Below are 21,816 nucleotides of genomic sequence, written 5' to 3'. Positions count from 1 at the left end.
AAAGGAGTTTTATTTTTAAAGGCTCATCGCTAAAGCTCTACGGAACCCCCAGACTATCTGGGGGTTTTCTCATACAATAAGAGCTACCTTTTGGGGGGCAGCTCTTTTCTTTTAGATTGCTCTGGTCGCTTCACGAAGCCAGCTTTGTTCTTCTTCCATTAAATAAGGAGAAATCTTTTCATATACTTCTTGATGATATGCATTCAACCATGCTTTTTCATACTGTGTTAATAAAGATGCATCAATACCATCCAGATCAAAGGGCACAAACGTAATGGTTTCAAAATACATAAATTGACCATATTCATTCTTTTCACCCTTGCATACGACCATTTCATTTTCATGACGAATACCATGAGAGCCTTCGACATAAACACCCGGTTCATTTGACTGCGTCATACCTTCCTCTAATACACAGCTATCATTTCTTTCTGGTACAATGCGCCAGCGGAAACCATTTGGACCTTCATGAACATTCAATACATGTCCTACGCCATGACCGGTACCACATTTATAATCTAGAGCAAGATCCCATAATGGTCCTCTTGCCAAAATATCCAAGTTTAAGCCACGACAACCATATAAGAAATGTGCTTTTGATAACGCGATATGGGAACGCAATGCTGTTGTAAAATGATGCTTGATTTCATCACTGATAGCACCTAACACAAAGGTTCTGGTAATATCGGTGGTGCCTTCCAAATACTGTGCGCCACTATCTACCAATAACATGCCTTCTGGTTTCAATTCGGCATTTGTTTCCTCATTGGCACTATAATGCATCATTGCCGCATGTTCCTTATAAGCCGATATGGTATCAAAGCTGATATCGAAACAGCCCTGTTCCTTGCGTAATGTTTCCAGGTATGCACTGGCACTGATTTCGGTAATCGTTTCTTTACCGATCTTGGTTTTTAACCAATACATAAATTTACACATGGCAATCGCATCCTTAATGTGTGCTTTTCGATTATTCGCCAATTCAATCGGATTCTTCATCGCCTTCATAAGTTGGCTAGGATTAGGACGATTTATTACGGTAATCTCCTTATGCAGCCCTGAAGTAATAGCATAATTCACGATCGTTTTATCCAACAGCACAACAGCATCTTGGGCAATTTTTTTCACATCCTCATAAATGGCATCGTATGGACATATGACAATAGCATTTTCTTGCAAATTATCACGTAATTGATCATCAAGCTTGCTTTCATTAATATATAAGGATGCACTGTTTTCATCAATGATCAGATAACTTAGCATTACCGGGAAGTGGGCAATATCCCAGCCACGCATATTCAAGATCCAAGCAATATCATCCAAAGATGTTACGATATGATGTGTCGCTTTTTCTTGTTTTAGGACAGCACGAATGCGTTTCAGTTTTTCTTTTGTACTTTCTCCACTGTAGCACTCTTCTAAAAAGAACCCTTTCTTTTTGGGCAATGCCGGTCTGTCTTTCCAGATCATTCCTACCAAATCTTCTTCACAAGCAAAAGTACTTTTTTTCGCCTGTAATTTATCCGCTAGTTTTTCCACAAGGGCAGTGTTCATTACGCGCCCATCAAAGCCTACCGTACCATGTTCAAAAACATTTTCATATAAATATTCTTCCATCGTAGGGACGCCTTCTTCACCTTGTTTCATTAAATCAATCGTTGTTCCCTGTAACTGGTTTTCAGCCTGAATAAAATAGCGCCCATCCGTCCACAACGCTGCCTTATCCTGACATACGATTAAAGTTCCCTGAGACCCACTAAAACCAGACATATATTTTCTTGCCTTAAAATGTTCTCCCACGTATTCGGTCTCATGAAAATCGGATGTTGGAATGATATAGGCATCCATATGGCGTTCTTTCATCAGCGAACGCAAAGCTGTTAGTTTTTCAATAATCGTCATAGCATTTGCCTCCTCATCAATCGTCTATCCTATTGTACCTCATTTTGCATATTCTGCCCACTCCTTTACGCAAATATGCGTTTAAAAAAAGAAGTGATGTTTCATCACTCCTGTGCATCCTCCATATTTTTATACGAAAGAATAGCTATGTGATAATGCGCTATATCTTTGGCATGTAAATGCGTATAAGAGAAATCTTTACTTTCCTTAGCAAGTATCCCTTCTTTACCACAGAGATACCATTTTTCATGGAAGAGTTCATGTTTTTGCTCATCATAGAAAGTCAGTTTTGCAACTATGTAAGAAACGGCTTCAGGAAAATAATTTGTCAATGTCCCATGCAGGTGGAGCGTGTCATTCATATCGATAAAGGAAGTAAGCTTTGTGATGGATAGCCTTTTCTGCATTTGTTTCTTTACTTCTGATAATGCCTTTTCTTTTTCTTTGATTTCTTTATCCTTTTCTTCCCATCGTGTGCGTATTACACGATTTATCAGAAAAATCACTGCTAATTCTGCATACATGAGTAAACCAAAAGGGCTTTTTAGAAAGAGGAAGATCTTTCCCAAATAAGGAATATGAAACATATATTTTCCGATAATATCTGAACGTGTTGTTTCATAATTATCATAATCTTTTGCACTCGCACCTTGTGTTCGATAATAAGTTATTCCATCTTTGACCTGTGTCTTCTTAAAATAATGCGTCAATAAAATATCTTTACCAAAACGATTGGCATGAAAGGTAACGATGGTATCTGGCTGCAATGGTTCATCTTCATCAATCCGTTTACTAAATACTAGAGAATGTGTAGGAATGATCGGCTCCATGCTATCCGTTAATACCGTATAAAAACGATAACCGATGAATTGAGAAGTCTTTTCCGGCCAAAAGACAGCACTTAACAGACATGATAAAAGTACTGTCAAGAGGGCAGCACTTATCAATTTTAGCCATTTTTTTCTCAATTGCATGACAATCTCTCCTTTAACATATTCTATCTTAAAGAGAACCTCCTTTTAAAAAAACCGTCGTTCGACGGCTTTTTGCTTAGCTATGACTTGCAGTACCTGTCACTTCAACATCTAATGTATTACCAGCTAAAGCTTTATTTTTTACAGTGACTTCTACCGTATATTCATTATCACCACTTGTTAAAGTAGTATCTGTATAGTTAGCATCTGTTTTAGTTAATTCTACTTCACCTTTTTTGATTGTGACATCAACATCAGCAGCATTTACAATATTTTCTCCATTTTTCACTGTAGGTACTAATGTCATCGTATTCACATTGTTACCAGCATCTGTTACTTCAAATTTAGCTGTTCCAGTATACGCTATACTATCTTCTCCAATTGTATCTGTACCTTCTACAAACGTCATATTTGTTGCGGCAACTGTAACGCTAGAATTAGCAACAGTGATCTGACCTGTTGATGTTCCACTTAATGTATCCCAAACAGCGTAAGTTCCTGCTGATGTTAATACGATGGCACCAGCGGTAGCGAGTGATAATAATGTACTTTTTTTCATGATAATTCTCTCCTTTTCAAAGTAATGTTTTTCTTGCAGACAATTTATGTCTTTTTCTTTACATCCTTATTGTAAGCCAGAAAAGGAAAGTTGCATAATGCTAATAGCATCATATCTGGTTATGTTTTTTTCGCATAACTACATAAACCCATATTCTTTTTTCAAAATATCAAGAAAGATTTCTCCTGCACTGGATAAGATCTCTCGCTTTCTTTTTATAATAACGAAATTTTCCATGATATCGCAATTTTTAAAACGCAGACTGCGAATATTAGAATGTCGCAATTCATCTATTTGCCATTGATTTCCTAATAAAAAGGCTTGAGCGTGATTGATCATGTTGATAATAGCATGATAATTACTCATCGTAATCATTTTTTTAAAATCCGATAACAACGTTTTGTTGATGGTTAGTGATTGATTTAAATCTGAAAAGAAATCTTTCGGTAAATGTATATAAGGATACTCAATTAACTCTTCAGCATCGACAAAGCGACTATCTTGTAACGGTATCTTTTCGTTAACATGTACATATAATGGCTTACGATCCATTACCATAACTTCAATTTCTTTTATCTCTGCCATTTTTGAAAACACGCCAAGTTGTAAATCATTCAAAATCGTAATGCCGATTTCAGAGCGTAGCTGTACCACATTTTGTAAAACTTCTTCTGCTGTGGTTTCAATGAAATGTATCTCTGTTTCGGCTGAAGAAGCACGTTTATAAAATTCCAAAATCATATCATCATGTAGAAATATAGAATTTACAGAAATTGATAGTTTACTATAGATTTGCTCATTTTCTAATTTTTTCAAACGCTCTAATACACGAAACTGATTTAAAATCGAACGTGCATAATAATAAAGGAGATTACCAGTAGGTGTAAGGGTGATACCACGATTTGAGCGGATAAAAAGTTTTCTCCCCATTTCTTCTTCTAATGCGTGAATCGAACGACTTAAGCTAGGCTGACTGATATAGAGTTTTTCCGCTGCCTTGTTGATACTGCCGCAATCAGCGACCTCAACGAAATTCTTTAATTGATCCTTTTTCATAACATTCTCCCATATTGTATAATATGATTGTACCATGTTTATTTCAGATATGATATTCTTATGATTAAATGTATATGAAAGATTCTAAAAAAACGAATAAATCCATGATGATAGTTTCTTATAAAGATGACATGTCATCGATATGAAAATTAAGGAATCGATCAAAATGAAACTACATTCAAAACATCGTTAGAGAATTAAAACTTTTTAGTTTTGTCTATGGTTAACAGCATAGGAACCATTGGCTGTAGCAACAAGCGCATTGCTGTCAGAAAAGTGTGCAATTGCTCGAGCTTGAACGATGCGGCTTCCCACATGATCACAATAGCCTTCAATCACCAATGTTTCATGCTCCGCTATCCCCTTATCAAAGTTTACAGACATTTGAATCGTTGGTGTAAAGCTGGCATCACTAAAGATATAGGATGCACATCCCATCGTAATATCCATAGCGGTTGAAAGCATGCCTCCATGCATATGCCCGGCAGGATTTAATTGCCATTTTTGCACAGGGAATTGTAATATCACCTGTTTTTTATTTATGTTGATAGAAAGCACGCGCATTTCCATCATTGCATTAATCGTATTTTGGGCCTGTAAACGGCGATTGATAAAGTCATGTAAACGCTGCTGTATATAATCCTTTTCCATAACAATACCTCCCATGCCTCTATTATAGATACATTCCATAAAAATAACAACGCAAAGAGCATGGAATCTAACTGCTAAGATATTCCTTGCTCATCCATAAAGATAGTAACTTTTCTTTTAAATCATAATTCAATTGCGTAGAAAAACGTATACTCTTTTGCTTATAGAAAAAGAAAACAACCCGCTTGTACAGGTTGTTTGTGTATTGGTTTTAGTTTACCTCTTTTTCTAGCTTTGCGATACCAACTTCAATACGCTTTAATGTTTCATCTTTACCTAAGATATGCGCAATTTCAATAGCTCCACCCGGAGTGAACTGTTTTCCCGTAATAGCGGTACGTACCGGCCATAAAATCTGCCCATTTTTCATTTCCATCTGTTTCGGCAATGCTAACAGTAATTCATGAAGGGTTTCTTCATTTGACCAGTCGTTCAGCTCTGATAAAACCTCTTTCGCAGCTTTTAGCGCCTTTAAGGCAATTTCATACGTTGTCTTCATCTTCTTATGAACATACATGGCAATATCATATTCCGGCAATTCATCAATAAAGTCAATACTTTCCGGTATCGTGGATAAAACATCAGTACGTGGCTGCAAAATGCGCGCTACAGCCATCATATCCACAGGGCGATGAACGCTTTGTTCAATATATGGTTTTGCCAGTTCATAGAATTCTTCAACGCTCATCTCACGTAAATACATACCATTCATCCAAGTCAGTTTATCAATATCAAAGATGGCTGGTGATTTAGAAATACGTTTAATGTCAAATACTTTAATTAATTCTTCTAACGTATAAATTTCCTGTTCTGTTTCCGGAGACCATCCTAATAATGCGATGTAGTTTAAAATAGCCTGTGGAAGATAGCCTTTCTTGACTAGATCCTGGAAACTGGCATCCCCATTACGTTTGCTCAACTTATGCTGTTCATCCTTCATAACCGGTGGAACATGTACATATGTTGGAATGTCCCATCCATAAGACTGATAAATCAGATTGTATTTTGGTGTGGAAGACAAGTATTCGTTTCCACGTACGACATGGGTGATTCCCATTTGGTGGTCATCAATGATATTCGCAAAGTTATATGTAGGATACCCATCAGATTTTAGCAGTACACTTTCATCTAAGATACTGTTATCCACTTCGATACGTCCATATACTTCATCATCAAAATAGGTTTCGCCACTATGCTTGATGGTCTGACGTACGACATATTTCTCGCCATTTGCGATACGTTCTCTTGCCTCTTCAACAGAGATGTGTTTACATGGATCATCATATTTAAAAGAGATACCAAGGCTTTCGGCTTCTTTGCGCTGTTTTTCAATCTCTTCTTCACCGCAGAAGCAATAATGTGCACCACCAAGATCAACCAATTCATCGGCATATTTTTTATACATAGGCAAGCGTTCAGATTGAACGTATGGTCCAAAATCACCACCAACATCTGGCCCTTCATCATGGGTTAAACCGACCTCTTTTAATGTATCGTAAATAATATCTACGGCACCCTCTACTAAACGTTCTTGGTCGGTATCTTCAATACGAAGAATGAAGTCACCATCTTCATGCTTTGCGATCAAATATTCAAATAAAGCAGTTCTCAGGTTACCGATATGCATATAACCGGTAGGGCTTGGTGCAAATCTCGTTCTAATTTTACTCATATATGTATTGTCACCCTTTCAATCAGCATACTAATAATATAATAAAGAAATGGCATTGGCAATGAATTTTTTATCCATTTCCAAACTTTTTCGAAAGTTTCCTTAAAATAATGAAATTTGTTGTTGACAAATGCATGGTTTTTTATTAGAATATCGGTGTTGCCGAAATTGGGGTATAGCCAAGCGGTAAGGCACCAGACTCTGAATCTGGCATTTCCTTGGTTCGAATCCAAGTACCCCAGCCATATAAAAAATGAAGTCGCAGATGCGACTTTTTTTGTGCAAAAATGATTGCTGGGGTGCTTGGATGTGTTAGTTTATAATCAAGGTAATTACCAAAAAAAAGTGCTCGTCTTCCTTTTGGATTTCTTGCACTTTTTTCATTCTTTATCGTTTCTCCCCTAGTTATGTCCCTTACGATTACAGATGACCTATTGTATCACCTGTATCATTTTAGCCTATAGAAAAAAGGCAAAAAATCTTTTTCCTTTAAATAGACGCAATACGACATTGCATAACTTTGGTAAGAAAATCTTTCTTATATGTTCTTCCTAATTTCACTTTATTTTGATTACTTAATAAAACATGCGATTTTTCAATCTTATTTATATGACAGAAATTCACAAGCATCCCATTAGATGCCTGTATGAAAACATCCCCTTTAAAATTTTTTAACTTTTCTCTATTACGATATATCTGCTTGGACGTTGCATAATTCAAATAATTTCCTTCTGAATATATACAAATAATTTCTCGCAAGTAAACCACCATCTCATTGCCTTCCTCATCCTTTGCAATAAGATAACGATTTCTGCGATCCAGCTCCTCTTTCACATCTTTCATATAAGTTTCAAACACAGAATCCAAATCATTTTTTCCTATAAAACGGAATACTTGATATTCATAACCAACCATTGATAACTCCGTATGGCTAGTTAAAAATAATATCAAAGCATTCTTATATAATGAATGAATTTTCGTAGCTAGCGCAAAGCCATCCGTATGTGGCATTTCGATATCCAACAGATACGCATCATATTCTTGTGATAGATCAATCGTTCTATCATCAGCTAAAACAACATCAAAATTTATGTTATCAAGGCTTTTTAATTTCTTGTATATCATATCACGCATATCTTTGCTATCATCACATACAACAATTTTATAATTTTTCATAACCCATGCCCCACCTTTTTACTGTTGCATTATTTCACTGTTGCGATAAAGCGATGCATGATATCCTTTGGTAAGATAATTTGAAATGCATAGCCATCCTTTTGAAATTGCAAAATGCCTAGCGTATTTTCGGTTTGTAACTTTGCCTCAATCTTTCCTAGCTGTACCGTTTTTGCCGAAGTCAGTTGTTCTAATTCGTATCCATGACGCTCATTCACTTTATTCACAATCAAATGTAATAAAGCATGTTTTTCATTGACGTAAAAAGAGTATGTGCCACTAAGTGCTGCCCATGCATCTGATGAACAATCCTTTTTTGTAAAGGATATTTCAAATTGTCCATTGCTTACAGAATCAGCTATGTCAGCTACTGCATCTTCGATAAAAGCTACATCTACACCATAGTTTTTTTGGATATCTTTACTGTTCACATTTGTCATCATACCGTTTTCACAAACAGCTGTTTCCTTTTTTTGCATTATTACAAAAAGCATGAATATACCTATCAAAAGAATACTTATAAAGATAATAAGGTTCTTTTTTTCCTTTATCATAATTTTCACCACCGTTTATATTATACTATATTTTTATATAACATCATAGAAAGCATCACTTAATTTTACAATTCTTTACCGTTTTTTTATAATACGTAGTTTTTCCAGTATGTTCATCCCAAATTTCTGTTGGTTGCATTCCATACCTAACTCTCGCTAATAAACTACTATCTGAGAAATACTTACCTGTTTGTTTTTTCATTGTGCCTAACTCACAAGTTTTAGAAAAATGTTTACCTTTTTTATTATAACCACTAGCTAATATATAGCTTGAATACTTTTTTTCTCTAGATTGTGCTTTACCTATCCATCCATTTTCATAAATCTCACCTGTCTTAATTGTTAATATAGTATCATATTTTGTTTTACCACTAACAGATTTCGTGGTTGTGACCTCACCTTTTGGTATACCTAAAATAGTAGTTGCTATTGCCAGTAACGAAATTTTAAATTGCATGGTACTTGGAACCAAACTAGCAAAACTTAAAACAATATTAGCTAAAGTATTTAACGAACCAATCTTACTTTTTGATTGAAGATTATTATCATAACTATATAAATATTTTTTAGTAATACGTTTTTTTCCATTACTTGTTCTACTCTTTGAATTTTCATATATAACTTCTTCTTTAACAACATATTTATCAAGTTTTGCATTAATTTCTTCAATATCGGACGATTGCTTCACTATGTTTTCATATGTTTTAGGATTTAAAACTTTCTTATCTTTTATAGCCTTTTCTTTGATTTCTTCATCTAAAGAACTTGATTCTTTACCATAAACTACCTGCATACTGCTGAAAAGCATCAATAAAGCCATACTAAAGTTAATAACTTTTTTAAATTTCATATTTTCATACCTCATCTTTCACTAGCATTATAAATATCTCACCTCTTTCTTTCCATATACCTGCTATGATTTTGCATTCTCTGCTAATCTTTTACACAGTAATCATCGTAATTGCGTATTGGGATATGCTTTTCAACTATATCGCATAAAGAAAAGATGGCACATGTTTCATACCATCCATCTTATACCTTATGCATGTTTTAAGAAAGCTACATATCCTCTTGTTGTTTCATAGATATCTGCTTTTGAGGCGATTTCCCATGGTGCATGCATATTATGCAATGCGACACCACAGTCAATGACTTCCATATCATATTGTGCCAGAATATAGGCGATCGTTCCTCCGCCGCCCTGATCAACTTTACCAAGCTCAGCTGTCTGATAAGATACGTTTTCTTTTTCCATGATATTTCTTAAAGCTGCGATATATTCTGCATTTGCATCATTACAGCCACCTTTTCCACGTGAGCCGGTGTATTTATTAAAGACAATACCTTTTCCCATGTATGCGGAATTTTTAGGTTCCATAACAGATGCATAGTTAGGATCAAAGGCTGCACTTACATCACTGCTCAGCATGCGAGAATTAGCTAATGCGCGACGTACTTTTAATTCGCTGTAATCTCCCAAACAATTCATGACTTCTGCCACCATATTTTCAAAGAATTTTGATTCCATACCGGTTGCCCCGATACTTCCAACTTCTTCTTTATCCACTAATAAACAAACAGCGCTACGATCAATTTCTTGCATCTCTAATAAAGCCATTAAAGATGTGTATGCACAGATGCGATCATCATGACCATATCCCATTACCATACTGCGATCCAATCCATAATCTCTTGCCTTGCCGGCAGGTACAACTTCGATTTCCGCAGATACAAAGTCATCTTCTTCGATCTGATAGGTTTCTTTCAACAGCTTTAAGACATTCATCTTCACTGCGTCTTTTTCTTCATCCTTAAGAGGAATGCTGCCTACCGTGATATTTAAGTCTTCACCCTCAATAACCACACTACCTTTTTTACCTAGCTGATCACTTGACAAATGAACTAATAAATCACTGATACCGACAACCGGATCATTTTCATTTTCACCAATGTTCACCTGCACACTGCTGCCATCTTTACGAACGATGACACCATGCATCGCAAGTGGCAATGTAACCCACTGATATTTTTTGATACCACCATAATAATGGGTTTCCAGCATTGCCAGATCTTTATCTTCATATAAAGGATTCTGTTTTAAATCCAGACGTGGGCTGTCAATATGTGCACCAAGAATTTTCATTCCTTTTTCTAAAGGTTCTTTACCAATCAAAAATAAGGCAATGGTCTTCCCCATATTATTCGCATACACCTTATCACCTGGCTTTAAAGTTTCCTGATTGCGAATGACATCTTCCAGATTACGATACCCGTGTGCTTCCGCAATTTTTATACTTTCTGTAACACATTCTCTTTCTGTTTTACATTCCGAGATAAATTTCTTATAGCCTTCAGAGAAGTCCATGACTTCTTTCATCTTTTGCTCATCATATTTGTTCCATGCAATTTCTCTCATTTTCATTTCCTCCATTCTGTATGACATTATATAACTGTTTGCCTTTTGATTTCAACTTAAAAACTTTCTATGTTCAACAGCTTTTTACTCAATGCTATGTAAGCAGGATCCGGGGATGAATTTAATATCGTAATATCATGATGACCATCCTCTGTTTGACAAGTTCCATGCTTCTCTAGCAATTCTAAGACATGGCGGCTGGTGCCGGCATTGCCATCCACAAGAGCTATTTGATTTCCTACGATATGACGTATCTGTTCACGGAAGAACACAAAATGTGTACAGCCTAATACGATACTATCTATACCTGATAGATCATAAGGGGCAAAGTATTCCCTTAGCGTAGCTTCCACAAGAGCATGATCTTCCAACTTATCTTGTTCAACTAATTCTACTAACTTAGGAGTTGGTAATTTATAGATACAATGCTCTTTCTGATAGCGTGACATCAGTAACTCAAATTTTTTCTCTTTCAAGGTGAAGCGTGTTGCCATAACGATGACCTGTTGAGCCTGCTTTCCTTCAACAGCAGGTTTTAAGGCTGGTTCCATACCAACGATTGGTAAGTGCGGATAACGCTTGCGCAGTTCTTCTACACAAGCACTCGTTGCGGTATTACAAGCAATCACAATCGCTTTTACACCTCTATTTACCAATTCATCACATATCTGTATGCAGCGCTGTGTGATGTCTGTACGCGCTTTTTCTCCATATGGCGCAAAGGCAGAATCGCCAAAGTAGAGATATCGTTCTTTTGGCATCCATCTGCGTAATTCTCTTAATACGCTGATGCCGCCAAGTCCGGAATCAAAAACCCCTATTGCTTTTTCTATTTCCGTCACATCATCACTCTCCTCATAAATCATTACTGCCTTATCATTATACCCTTTTTTCTTCATTCTTTCATCTAGTTTCAATAAATTTTACACACGGAAGGAAAGTTTCTGCAGACCTTAAATCATTTCGCATTCTCTAGGATTCTTTTCTTACTATGTAAAATTTTAAAATTGCATAAAAATCGTGTGACAATGGTTTTTGAAGCATTAAAAAAAAGCCCATGTTAGAAAAAATAAGATTCATTGAGAAGTATATTGACAGATACTGGAAATAAAGGTATGATATGAATATATTAAGAATCATTCTTAAATATGGAGGAAAGTTTATGAGCAAACATGTAAGTATAGATATACGAGTACCAGTTGAAAATGATAATCCGGCAATACGACGAATTGAGAGCTTATGTATTCGTTGCGGACAATGTAAAGAAGTTTGTAAGAAAGAAATATCTGTCGGTCATCATTATGATTTATTAAAAACAGAGGATACCGCCATTTGTATTCATTGTGGACAATGTGTAAATGTTTGTCCAACAGGTGCTTTGGTTGAGCGTCAGGATTGGATGGAAGTAGCGGATGTCATTAAAAGCGGCAAGAAAAAAGTGGTGGCAATCACGTCGCCAAGTGTGCGCGTTGGCTTAGGTGAAGAATTTGGCATGGAAGCCGGAAGCTATGTAGAGAAACAAATGGTTGCAGCTCTTCGCAGTGTTGGTGTGAATTATGTATTCGATACAACGTTTGCGGCAGATTTGACCATTATGGAAGAAGCCAGTGAACTGATTGATCGCATTCAAAACAAGAAACCATTACCGCAATTTACCAGCTGCTGCCCGGCATGGATAAAATTCGTTGAAACCTATTATCCACAGCTATTACCAAATATTTCATCTAGCAAATCTCCAATCAGTATGTTTGCGCCGACCATTAAAACATGGTTTGCGAAGAAAGAAGGAATCGCTCCTGAAGATATTTATATAGTAGCCATTACCCCATGTACCGCAAAGAAATTTGAAATTACCAGAGAAGAATTTCATGATGCCGCAAACTATCATCATACCCAAGGGTATCGTGACTGTGATAAGGTAGTTACCACAAAAGAGTTAGCGAATTGGCTGCGTGCAGAAAATTTAGATCTAACTAGTGTTGGGGAAAGTGACTATGATAGCCTCATGCCTAGAGGTAGTGGTGCCGGTGTCATCTTTGGCAATACCGGTGGTGTTATGGAAGCTGCTGTAAGAAGTGCCTATTATTTTCTTACAAATGAACAGCCTGGTGATGATTTATTGAAGCTTGAAGCGATACGCGGGCTTGCCGGTGTACGTGAAGCCAGTGTAACGATTGCCGATATTCCTGTACGCGTTGCTGTTGTGCATGGTACAGATAATGCCCGTAAATTTATTGCGCATATGGAAGAAACCAAAACACATTATGACTTTGTGGAAGTTATGACATGTCCTGGTGGTTGCATCGGCGGAGGCGGACAGCCAAAGCATATCGGTGAAGATATGCAGGATATCCGTAAAAAACGCATTGCTTCATTATATGATAAAGATGCTTCTATGAGCTTGCGTAATTCCCATGATAATCCACATATCAAAGCTGTCTATGAAGAATTCTATGGCACACCTTTAAGTACTTTGGCCGAAGCTTTATTGCATACGACCTATCATGAACGCAAAGATTTAGGTGAAGATCCCGCTGTTTACGCAAAGGCATTTGAAGCTGATTCAACTGTAGCAGGAACACCTACATCTTCTGATGTGAAATATCGCTGTACGATCTGTGGCTACATCTATGAAGGTGATATCACAAAGGAAAGTGACGACTACAAGTGTCCGATTTGTACGGTTCCTAAAGAAATGTTTGAATTAGTTAAGGAGCCAGCTACACAAGCACCTGCAGAAGAAACAAGTACGGATGTAAAATATCGCTGCACGATTTGTGGTTACATCTATGAAGGTGATATCACAAAAGAAAGCGATGACTACAAGTGTCCGATTTGTACGGTTCCTAAAGAAATGTTTGAAAAGATTGCATAAACAATAGACCTCATTGCCAAAACAATGAGGTTTTTGATTTATTTTTATGAAAGACTTGGCTTCTTTCACATTTTTACGATACAATAATGGACAGTGAGGTATTCCTATGGAAAAAATTAATTCAATACAACAATTAAAAGATTGTTTAAAGGCACATGCCATCGTTTGTACGACAGATAAAAAGGGGATGGTGTATGCTATCCAGCATAAAGATGGTGTTCGCATACAAAATGAATATTCCCGTTTTATGCTTTCAATGGAAGACTTTCTGGCATTATATGGCAATCAGACCTTCTATATTTATGAAGAAGAAATGATAGAAGAAATCGCAAGTGAAAAGGATGAAGAATACTATAGTTGGTATCATAAATAATAGCTGCTTGAGCTTCATCGCCATCTTACGCAACTGCTTAATGAATATTATTAAGCATATGTCGTTCTTGCCTTCACCTTGACTATCATTATGAAAAAAGTACAGGTTACTGATGATCATTTCATCATCAGCTCTCTGTACCTTTTTTAGAATTGATAAGGATTACGGATTATCTTCCTATCCCATTTGCGCATCGCCATACGATACATCGCCTTTGCATGAATCGTATCGTGCCAGATAAAACGACGCATGACCTTTGCCAGTGTCCATGCTTCATCATAATTTCCTATATAAATCTTATTATCTAAAAAATGCTCTTGTTTCTCTAATAATGCAAAAGCCTGTAAACGATTCTCATATATGTTTGTCAGGTTTTGCAGTGATACCTTTATTTCTCCCATATAATAAGACGTGACATTATTGGTATGTTCATACATTGCTTGTGCTGTTGTAGGAATCTTCCCATAAAAAGTCTTACGGGGAAATAGATCAGTGTATAATTTCTTAGGTATGCTTTGATATAAGGTAAGAAAATCATGCGCTGATTGTATGCAACGCTGTTTCAATATAAGATATTCTTCGATATGTAGGCTGTTTCGTTCACTATCAAATAGCACATCACTATCTGCATCCTGCACTTGTAAGGTACTGTCCTTTTCCTGAACTATGACGATATCTTCATTAGCTTTTGGGCAGGTCTTATCTAGCGCACACCATTTTTGATATCGCTGAATATCATGCAACAGTTTACCCTTTGCTTCTTGTAACGTCTTTCCTCTACCACTTGCTCCCGGATAATCTTCACTCCATAAAATGCCACCAATGCCATTATGTTCCCAGATTCCCCTCATATCACATTTCCTGCAAAATATTTTGAATCCATGCACATAAACGGCTGCTTGCCGTTTCCGCAACTTTTAAAACTTCTACATGGGAATGTTTTTCTTTACAGATACCGGTTGCCATATTGGTTATGCAGGAAATGCCTAAGACTCGCATACCTAAATAATTAGCCGCTATGGTTTCGGGAACAGTAGACATGCCTATGGCATCGCTGCCGGCACGCTCAAACATGCGTATTTCTGCCGCTGTTTCATAATAAGGACCTTGCCACATCGTATATACACCACTATGATAAGGTATCATTAAACGATCAGCTATTGTCTTTGCCAAATTTCTTAAATCTGAACTATATGGTTCAGACATATCTGGAAAGCGTGGACCAAAGCGTTCATCATTTACACCAATTAACGGATTCACAGAAACACCATTGATAAAATCATCAATCAGCATTAAATCTCCCTGCTGAAACGTGCGATTGATACCGCCACAAGCATTGGTAATAATAAGATCATGTACCCCTAACATTTTCATCACAAACACCGGAAAGGTAATTTCCTTCATATCATAGCCTTCAAAATAATGAAATCTTCCCTGCATCACCATCACGCTTTTGCCATGCATTTCTCCGATGATAAGATTACCTTCATGTCCTGCTACACGTGAAATAGGAAAGTGAGGAATGCTGTCATAAGGTAGAGTGATAGGATGTTCGATTTGTTCACTTAACTGACCTAAACCACTGCCTAAGATCATCCCTACTTCAGGAGCCTTGTTTATATGCAATTGTATATAAGATTTAGCCTCCATTACATCATCATAAAACATAGTGCTGCCTCCTTTACTTTTTCTTACTTTTATTATAAACGATATAAGAAGAAGAAGGAATACATATCCCTATTTTATTATGAAAGGATACTGATTGAGCAATCGAGTAGGGTGAAATAAATCACCCTCTCACACCACCGTACGTACGGTTCCGTATACGGCGGTTCGTTTTAATTTCAAAGCGTGTCTCTCTATATAGTAGTCTAAACAACTGACTAGTCCTTTTTAGGCTAGTTTTTCTTTTGATATTGCTCTTACCACACATGTTTTGGTTACGACCCATTGATAATGGTCTCCCATATACGATGTCTGTCTTGCTCTATCTTTTCTAATCCCAAGTTTTTGTAATCCCCACTGTCGCTTGCTGGGTACTTTCCACTGTTTCCATATAATTACTCGCAGTCTTGTACGAAGATGTTCATCTATCCTTGTCATATGTGTTTTCATATTACATATGGAATAATAGTTTATCCATCCTCGTATTACTTGGTTCAGTTGTCTTATCCTTTCATTTAAAGCCATTGTGTTCTTTCTGATTGTTAGCTGTTTTAGTTTCCTCTTAAATCGTTGTATGGAACTTTCATGTGGTCTTGCACAATATTTCTCAGCTTTGGTATCATAATAAAATCCAAAGCCTAGATATTTTAATTTGTTAGGTCTTGTGATATGCGTCTTTGTCGCATTCACTTTCAGTCCCAATTTGTGTTCAATCCACTTTGTGATTGTATGCATCACTCTGTTCGCACTGGCTCTACTTTTTACCGCTATCACGCAGTCGTCTGCGTATCTGGTAAAGTGTAATCCTCTGCTTTCTAATTCTTTGTCTAATTCATTTAGGATAATATTACTTAATAATGGCGATAGGTTTCCACCCTGTGGTGTTCCCTTTTCACTCTTTTCATATTTTCCGTTTATCATGATACCTGCTTTAAGATATTTTCGTATGAGCGACTCTGTATCTCCATCATTTATGATGATGTGTACATAACTCATCAATTTATCCTGTGGCACGTTGTCAAACAATTTCTCTAAGTCAATGTCTACTATCCATTCATATCCATCATTGATATATTCCAATAATTTCATTATGGCCTGTTCACAACTCCGATTTGGTCTGAATCCATAACTATAATCCGAAAAGAACGTTTCACATATTGGACTTAATACTTGTACCATTGCCTGCTGGATGATTCTATCCATTACCGTTGGTATCCCCAGATTTCTAGTTCCTCCATTCGGTTTTGGTATTTCAACTCGCTTTACTGGCTGTGGTTTGTACTTCCTTTCTGTGATTTCTGCTCTGATACGTTCCCAGTTTTCTTTTATATAAACATAGGCGTCCTCAATCGTTATTTCATCAATTCCGCTTGTTCCTTTGTTCGCTTTTACACGTTTATAGGCTTTGTTCATATTTTCTCTGTTCAGTATCTTTTCTAATAGTTTTGACATACTTTGTGCACTCCTATCCTTTCCGCTTTCTTACAAATCATCATATGTGTTTTGGATATTTGCTCATTTACGTTTTCACTCATACCCCTGTCTGATTGTTGTAAGAAACACACATTTTGCTCGTGCGATTAAAACGTTCAGTCCTTCAGTATTTCTACCTACTATGACCTCGGCTGACTTCTCATTGTTCGTTGTTACTACTCCTCGACTGCCCGTCGTTCTACGTCTCGCCTACTGAGTCAATGAGACCTCGCGGGGTAAGTCACATATCTTTCCTCGTTTACTTATCTGATTTACGCCATTAGGTTACGGTTATCTTTTGGACTTTGATGCTTCATGCCATCTCATCCGCTAATGCCGCCTTATTATCAGCCGTCTGAATTTAATGTTCAGACTTCCTGTCCGTTAAGCCACGATTTCGCTATTGCTTCCTCTCTCCCATACCTCACGATATGAAACTTGCAAGTCGCTCTTGGGTTCGTCGATAACTACGCCCCGAGGGATTTTCACCCTAGATATGTGGCATGCCCGCCACACAATAAAAAAGTGGCAATTGCCACTCTTCATTGCTTATGCGATATAAGGCAGTATCCTTACATGCGCGTTCATAAAGGATTATGAGAATCAGATTTTCCTATCTTTTAGCTTCTGTTTCTTAATAGTCTATTCCAGTACCCCTAATTCTTCTTTTCCATCTTCATCCTCAATCTGCTTGTCCAATTTCTTCATTTCATGAGAGATAAAACCGAATACAACAATACCACTTGTTATATCGGCTATCGGACCGGCATATAAAATACCATTTAAACCAAAGATCATAGGTAAGATTAAAATTAAAGGGATCAATAAGATCAATTGCCGCATCATCGATAAGACACTCGCCTTTAATGGCTGCCCGGTTGCCTGAAAATAGCTTGTCGCTGTTATCTGGAACCCTGCACAAAAGATTCCCATCATAAAGATACGCATACAGCGGATAGCAAATTCGGTAAATGTCGCATTGCCACTGCCAAATAAAGATAATATGATATGAGGAATGGTAATGCATAACAACCAGCCAACAATGGAAGTAATTGTCGCAATACCAGCCGCACGCTTATAAGTACTTTTAATGCGCTTTGGTTGATTTGCGCCTTTATTAAATCCCAAAATGGGTTGCGCACCAATACCAATGCCCACACAAATAGCAGTAATGATCATCGAAACCTTTAAGACAATGCCCATAGCACTTAATGCCACATCTCCACCGGTCGATGTCATATCACCATAATATACCAAAGAGTTATTCATGACAACCTGCATAATTGTCGCTGCTGTCTGTGTAATACAACTAGAGATTCCTAATGCGAAAATCGCTTTACAGATGGATGATTTTAACTTCATATGATCAAAGCGTAAACGCATATGACCTTTTTTCAAGAAATAATATAGTAAGATGACAGCACCAATGATTTGTGATGTTATGGTCGCAATCGCAGCACCTTTTACTCCCCAATGCAAGACAAAAATATAAAATGGATCGAGCATCGTGTTTAAAATAGCACCTGCCAGCATACTATACATGGCGACATTAGGACTGCCATCCGTTCTTGCCATATTGGATAATCCGATACCTAACAAATTAAACGTAGATCCTAACAAAATAATGCTTGCATAGTCTTTCGAATAGGCCATATTTTTCGGTGTTGCGCCAAATAAGTTTAATATAGGTTCTAAGAAGACTAAACCAATTACAGTAATCAAAAGACCGATGACCAACAGCATCAAAAATTCATTTCCCAATGTATTTTCGGCTTCGTCTTCTTTCTTTTCCCCTAATTTGATTGCCGCATAAGCACTACCACCGGCTCCCAACATCGTGCCTATTGCCAAAAGAATTGTCATCAAAGGAAATGTGACCGTTGTTGCGGCATTTCCCAGATAACCAACACCTTGCCCGATGAAAATTTGATCAACAATATTATATAATGCATTCACCAGCATACTGATGACACTGGGAATAGCAAAACGCATTAACAGCCGTCCAATCGGCTGATACCCTAATGGATTTCTTGTTTTTGGATGTACATGTTGTTCCATAGATTCCCTCCTTATTTCTTTTTAACGAAAGCAGCTGCATTCGCTGCTACTCTTCCCATGAGGCGCGCTGTAACTTCGCATTCTTCATCACTTAACCCATCTGTGATGATCGCATGCCAATCAGCAAGCACTTGATTGATCATCTCAACAATGGCCTCACCTTTTTTTGTCACATACAGTTTCGTGATACGACGATCATGTTCATCACTGCGTCGCAATACGTAACCCTGCTCCTCTAATTTTTTTACTGCTCTGGCCGTCGTTCCTTTATCATAATGATCTTGATATGCAAGCTCATATTGATTAATCCCCGGATGACGATAGATATGTAATAGAAAAAACTGCTGTCCACAGCCAATATGATAGGGTGCCAGTTGTTCATCGAAATAAATCTGACTTAGCCGATATACCATGGAAGAATATTTACTAATAGCAGGCATTTCATCACCTCTTAACTTACCGTTGCATAAACAACTATTGTATTATACCGTATGAAAGTTGCATACGCAACCATAAAATGTAAGATTTTTTGACGATGTCTTGCTTCAGTAAAGTCATATATATTTTCATCAGTAAATGAAAAAAGCTGCCAACATCTTTGCTTCCGATGTATGCGCAGCCTTTCATCACATTTTATTTTTTATCATGCAGTTTTCCATCAGCATAGTATTTTCCTTGGAAATCATCCTTCATATATTTATAGTCTTCTACTCTTATTAATTGTTCATCGTAAAGGGCACATTTACCATGCAGACAAGCTGCATAATATTCACTCTCCCCATCTTTGCCTTTCACAACCAAAATGTCATCATATACCTCATCCATGACTTGACGATATGCAAGGTCATAAAAATGCCAACCGTCTTTAAGCTTCACAATGCGATAATTACTTTTATTGTTACGATAATCTTTAACTTCTAGCAATTCTTCATCACCCTGCATCAAAATCTTTTTACCTTCTTTTTCTTCGACATAAATGATAAAGCCTAAATCATATATATTTTCATCAAAACTAGAATGAACAATATTGCTATACTCCTTCATTCTATCTTTTTCCTCTTTTGCTTGGTAATTCATAGCAGTCATAATGCTAAACAATACGGCCACTGCAATGATATATGGTAATTTAGATGGAGTCTGTACTTTTCTGCTTTTCGACAAGTACTGATGCAATTGAAAGACAGCTTTCTTTACGTCTTGCTCAGGTGGGATACCTTGCGCTGCTTTGTTTTGGATAGACAGTAAATAGGATGATAATTTTAATTGTCTATCCATAAGATCTTTGATAGATTGACGATATCGTTTCTTTGGTAAGATATACTCTGATAAGCGTTTTAAGAATTGCCCATTTGTCCTAGCTTCTAAAAAGGCATTCGTACTTAAAAAGGTTATCCATACCGCTGTATCGTTTCGTTTAGTTGATTCACTCAGCATTATCCATCGCTCCAACACCGTATCTTCAACAGGTCTTTGTTTACTCATCAAATCAGAGAAATCAACTATGTCAAAACATTTTCCACTTATATGAGCAAGCACTTCACTTTCCTTTGGCAAGGAAAGCTGCTCTTGCATCATCTGTTGTACCTCGCTTTGAAGTGGCTTTGGACGATCCAATGTCTTCCATAAGAGTTCATGGAATTTAACTTCTTGTTTCACCAGCTGAAAACTTACTGTCTTAAAAAAAGCTTGCCAGCTGGATGGCTGTGTCCGCAGCGGACTTTGGTCGAGTGCTGCCCAATCCATCAATACGAGATGCAAAAGTGCATAGAAATACTTTTCTTTTATGGACAGCAAAACAGCAGTCGGTGTCTTTAGCTCCATCATCGTCTGCCTTTTTAATTGTTCATCAAAGGCTTCGATAGGAACGCTTGTTTCTATTCTTTTAAATTGATAGAGTGAAAGACGCAAGCGTAGAAGAAGCGCTGTATCGCATGAAAATACGCAATTGTCTTTATGATATGGTATTAATTCCTCTAACGCTTCGAATAAATAGTCTTCAAAACCTTTATACTCTTGAAAAAATTGTTCCCATTCATTGTATGTGGCTTGTGTTTCATAGAGCTGTTTCCACTTTTCAACAAAGTTATTTTGTATATACTGCAATACATCAAAAACATCTTTGTACGCTTCTTCATCATCATTCGCATGAACTTCCTCTTTTTCAAAAGCAAATAACCTTTCATAGATGCTATGCATATCTTCATGTTCCGCTTGATTGTTACTTTCTGCAGATTGCGACATAGCGCTTTGTTTGGCTATTTTTAGGGCGCTTTCATAAGCTTGGCGTATCGTTTGATACATTTCGGGGTCATCTTCAGGATGATATTGTCTCACCATTTTACTATAGGCTTTTTTAATGGCTTTTAGATCTGTTGTTTCTGTGATTGCTAAAATTTCCCAACAAGATTTCAT

The 21,816-nt window shown here is 37.0% G+C and carries 19 protein-coding genes and 1 tRNA gene; 3 read left to right on the top strand and 17 right to left on the bottom strand.

From position 1 onward, the window contains the following. Positions 1-111 precede the first annotated feature (111 nt). The 6 genes from ACESSZ_RS09250 to gltX all read right to left on the bottom strand — a co-directional run bounded on the left by ACESSZ_RS09250 (position 112) and on the right by gltX (position 6,814). The gene (locus ACESSZ_RS09250) at positions 112-1,902 is read right to left on the bottom strand and encodes an aminopeptidase P family protein (RefSeq protein ID WP_331866905.1); all 1,791 of its coding nucleotides are present in this window, start codon (positions 1,900-1,902) and stop codon (positions 112-114) included. 104 nt (positions 1,903-2,006) lie between these two features. After that, positions 2,007-2,876 carry a S24/S26 family peptidase gene (locus ACESSZ_RS09245; RefSeq protein WP_331866904.1) on the bottom strand — a complete coding sequence of 290 codons (870 nt, stop codon included), beginning with the start codon at positions 2,874-2,876 and terminating at the stop codon, positions 2,007-2,009. Positions 2,877-2,952: 76 nt separating this feature from the next. After that, on the bottom strand, positions 2,953-3,435 hold the full coding sequence (locus ACESSZ_RS09240; RefSeq protein ID WP_331866903.1) for a hypothetical protein: 483 nt from the start codon (positions 3,433-3,435) through the stop codon (positions 2,953-2,955). Positions 3,436-3,573: 138 nt separating this feature from the next. After that, positions 3,574-4,491, bottom strand: coding sequence for a LysR family transcriptional regulator (locus ACESSZ_RS09235; RefSeq protein ID WP_196029887.1), 918 nt, complete (start codon positions 4,489-4,491; stop codon positions 3,574-3,576). A gap of 207 nt (positions 4,492-4,698) precedes the next feature. Continuing rightward, positions 4,699-5,142 carry a PaaI family thioesterase gene (locus ACESSZ_RS09230; RefSeq protein WP_008689746.1) on the bottom strand — a complete coding sequence of 148 codons (444 nt, stop codon included), beginning with the start codon at positions 5,140-5,142 and terminating at the stop codon, positions 4,699-4,701. A 211-nt stretch (positions 5,143-5,353) separates the two neighbouring features. Beyond that, positions 5,354-6,814: a glutamate--tRNA ligase gene (gene gltX, locus ACESSZ_RS09225; protein WP_008689747.1), complete on the bottom strand. Its 1,461-nt coding sequence runs from the start codon at positions 6,812-6,814 to the stop codon at positions 5,354-5,356. Between the two features lie 169 nt (positions 6,815-6,983). Between gltX and ACESSZ_RS09220 the strand changes: the two genes are divergently transcribed. Further along, positions 6,984-7,059 (top strand) — tRNA-Gln (locus tag ACESSZ_RS09220). A 244-nt stretch (positions 7,060-7,303) separates the two neighbouring features. Here the strand turns inward: ACESSZ_RS09220 and ACESSZ_RS09215 are convergent. The 5 genes from ACESSZ_RS09215 to murI all read right to left on the bottom strand — a co-directional run bounded on the left by ACESSZ_RS09215 (position 7,304) and on the right by murI (position 11,859). Then, entirely contained in the window at positions 7,304-7,990 is a 687-nt protein-coding gene (locus tag ACESSZ_RS09215; RefSeq protein WP_008689749.1) for a LytR/AlgR family response regulator transcription factor, read from the bottom strand. 29 nt (positions 7,991-8,019) lie between these two features. After that, positions 8,020-8,484: a hypothetical protein gene (locus ACESSZ_RS09210; RefSeq protein WP_128130491.1), complete on the bottom strand. Its 465-nt coding sequence runs from the start codon at positions 8,482-8,484 to the stop codon at positions 8,020-8,022. Between the two features lie 115 nt (positions 8,485-8,599). Continuing rightward, positions 8,600-9,394 (bottom strand): hypothetical protein, encoded by a 795-nt coding sequence (locus ACESSZ_RS09205; RefSeq protein WP_008689753.1) that lies wholly within the window; start codon positions 9,392-9,394, stop codon positions 8,600-8,602. Positions 9,395-9,583: 189 nt separating this feature from the next. Then, positions 9,584-10,975, bottom strand: a complete 1,392-nt coding sequence (locus tag ACESSZ_RS09200) for an aminopeptidase (protein WP_318250282.1) — start codon at positions 10,973-10,975, stop codon at positions 9,584-9,586. Between the two features lie 41 nt (positions 10,976-11,016). Further along, on the bottom strand, positions 11,017-11,859 hold the full coding sequence (gene murI / locus ACESSZ_RS09195; RefSeq protein ID WP_017144569.1) for a glutamate racemase: 843 nt from the start codon (positions 11,857-11,859) through the stop codon (positions 11,017-11,019). Between the two features lie 263 nt (positions 11,860-12,122). On the opposite strand from murI, the gene ACESSZ_RS09190 reads away from it, so the two are divergent. After that, complete coding sequence (locus ACESSZ_RS09190) at positions 12,123-13,835, top strand: [FeFe] hydrogenase, group A (RefSeq protein WP_008689757.1); 1,713 nt, start codon at positions 12,123-12,125, stop codon at positions 13,833-13,835. Between the two features lie 106 nt (positions 13,836-13,941). Continuing rightward, positions 13,942-14,208, top strand: coding sequence for a hypothetical protein (locus ACESSZ_RS09185; protein WP_008689758.1), 267 nt, complete (start codon positions 13,942-13,944; stop codon positions 14,206-14,208). A 146-nt stretch (positions 14,209-14,354) separates the two neighbouring features. On the opposite strand, the gene ACESSZ_RS09180 is transcribed toward ACESSZ_RS09185, so the two are convergent. The 6 genes from ACESSZ_RS09180 to ACESSZ_RS09155 all read right to left on the bottom strand — a co-directional run bounded on the left by ACESSZ_RS09180 (position 14,355) and on the right by ACESSZ_RS09155 (position 21,816). Then, the gene (locus ACESSZ_RS09180; RefSeq protein WP_008689759.1) at positions 14,355-15,059 is read right to left on the bottom strand and encodes a hypothetical protein; all 705 of its coding nucleotides are present in this window, start codon (positions 15,057-15,059) and stop codon (positions 14,355-14,357) included. 1 nt (position 15,060) lies between these two features. Beyond that, positions 15,061-15,876, bottom strand: coding sequence for a purine-nucleoside phosphorylase (locus ACESSZ_RS09175; protein WP_331866902.1), 816 nt, complete (start codon positions 15,874-15,876; stop codon positions 15,061-15,063). Between the two features lie 225 nt (positions 15,877-16,101). Then, positions 16,102-17,325 carry a group II intron reverse transcriptase/maturase gene (ltrA, locus tag ACESSZ_RS09170; RefSeq protein ID WP_499842763.1) on the bottom strand — a complete coding sequence of 408 codons (1,224 nt, stop codon included), beginning with the start codon at positions 17,323-17,325 and terminating at the stop codon, positions 16,102-16,104. 663 nt (positions 17,326-17,988) lie between these two features. Beyond that, positions 17,989-19,404, bottom strand: a complete 1,416-nt coding sequence (locus ACESSZ_RS09165) for an MATE family efflux transporter (protein WP_008689763.1) — start codon at positions 19,402-19,404, stop codon at positions 17,989-17,991. Between the two features lie 11 nt (positions 19,405-19,415). Beyond that, positions 19,416-19,844: a MarR family winged helix-turn-helix transcriptional regulator gene (locus tag ACESSZ_RS09160; RefSeq protein WP_008689766.1), complete on the bottom strand. Its 429-nt coding sequence runs from the start codon at positions 19,842-19,844 to the stop codon at positions 19,416-19,418. 193 nt (positions 19,845-20,037) lie between these two features. Next, complete coding sequence (locus tag ACESSZ_RS09155; protein WP_008689768.1) at positions 20,038-21,816, bottom strand: J domain-containing protein; 1,779 nt, start codon at positions 21,814-21,816, stop codon at positions 20,038-20,040.

Origin of the sequence: Eubacterium sp. 3_1_31, assembly GCF_964249515.1 — a bacterium.
GTDB lineage: Bacteria > Bacillota_I > Bacilli_A > Erysipelotrichales > Erysipelotrichaceae > Longicatena > Longicatena caecimuris.
This window is presented reverse-complemented; position numbering and strand designations above follow the sequence as displayed.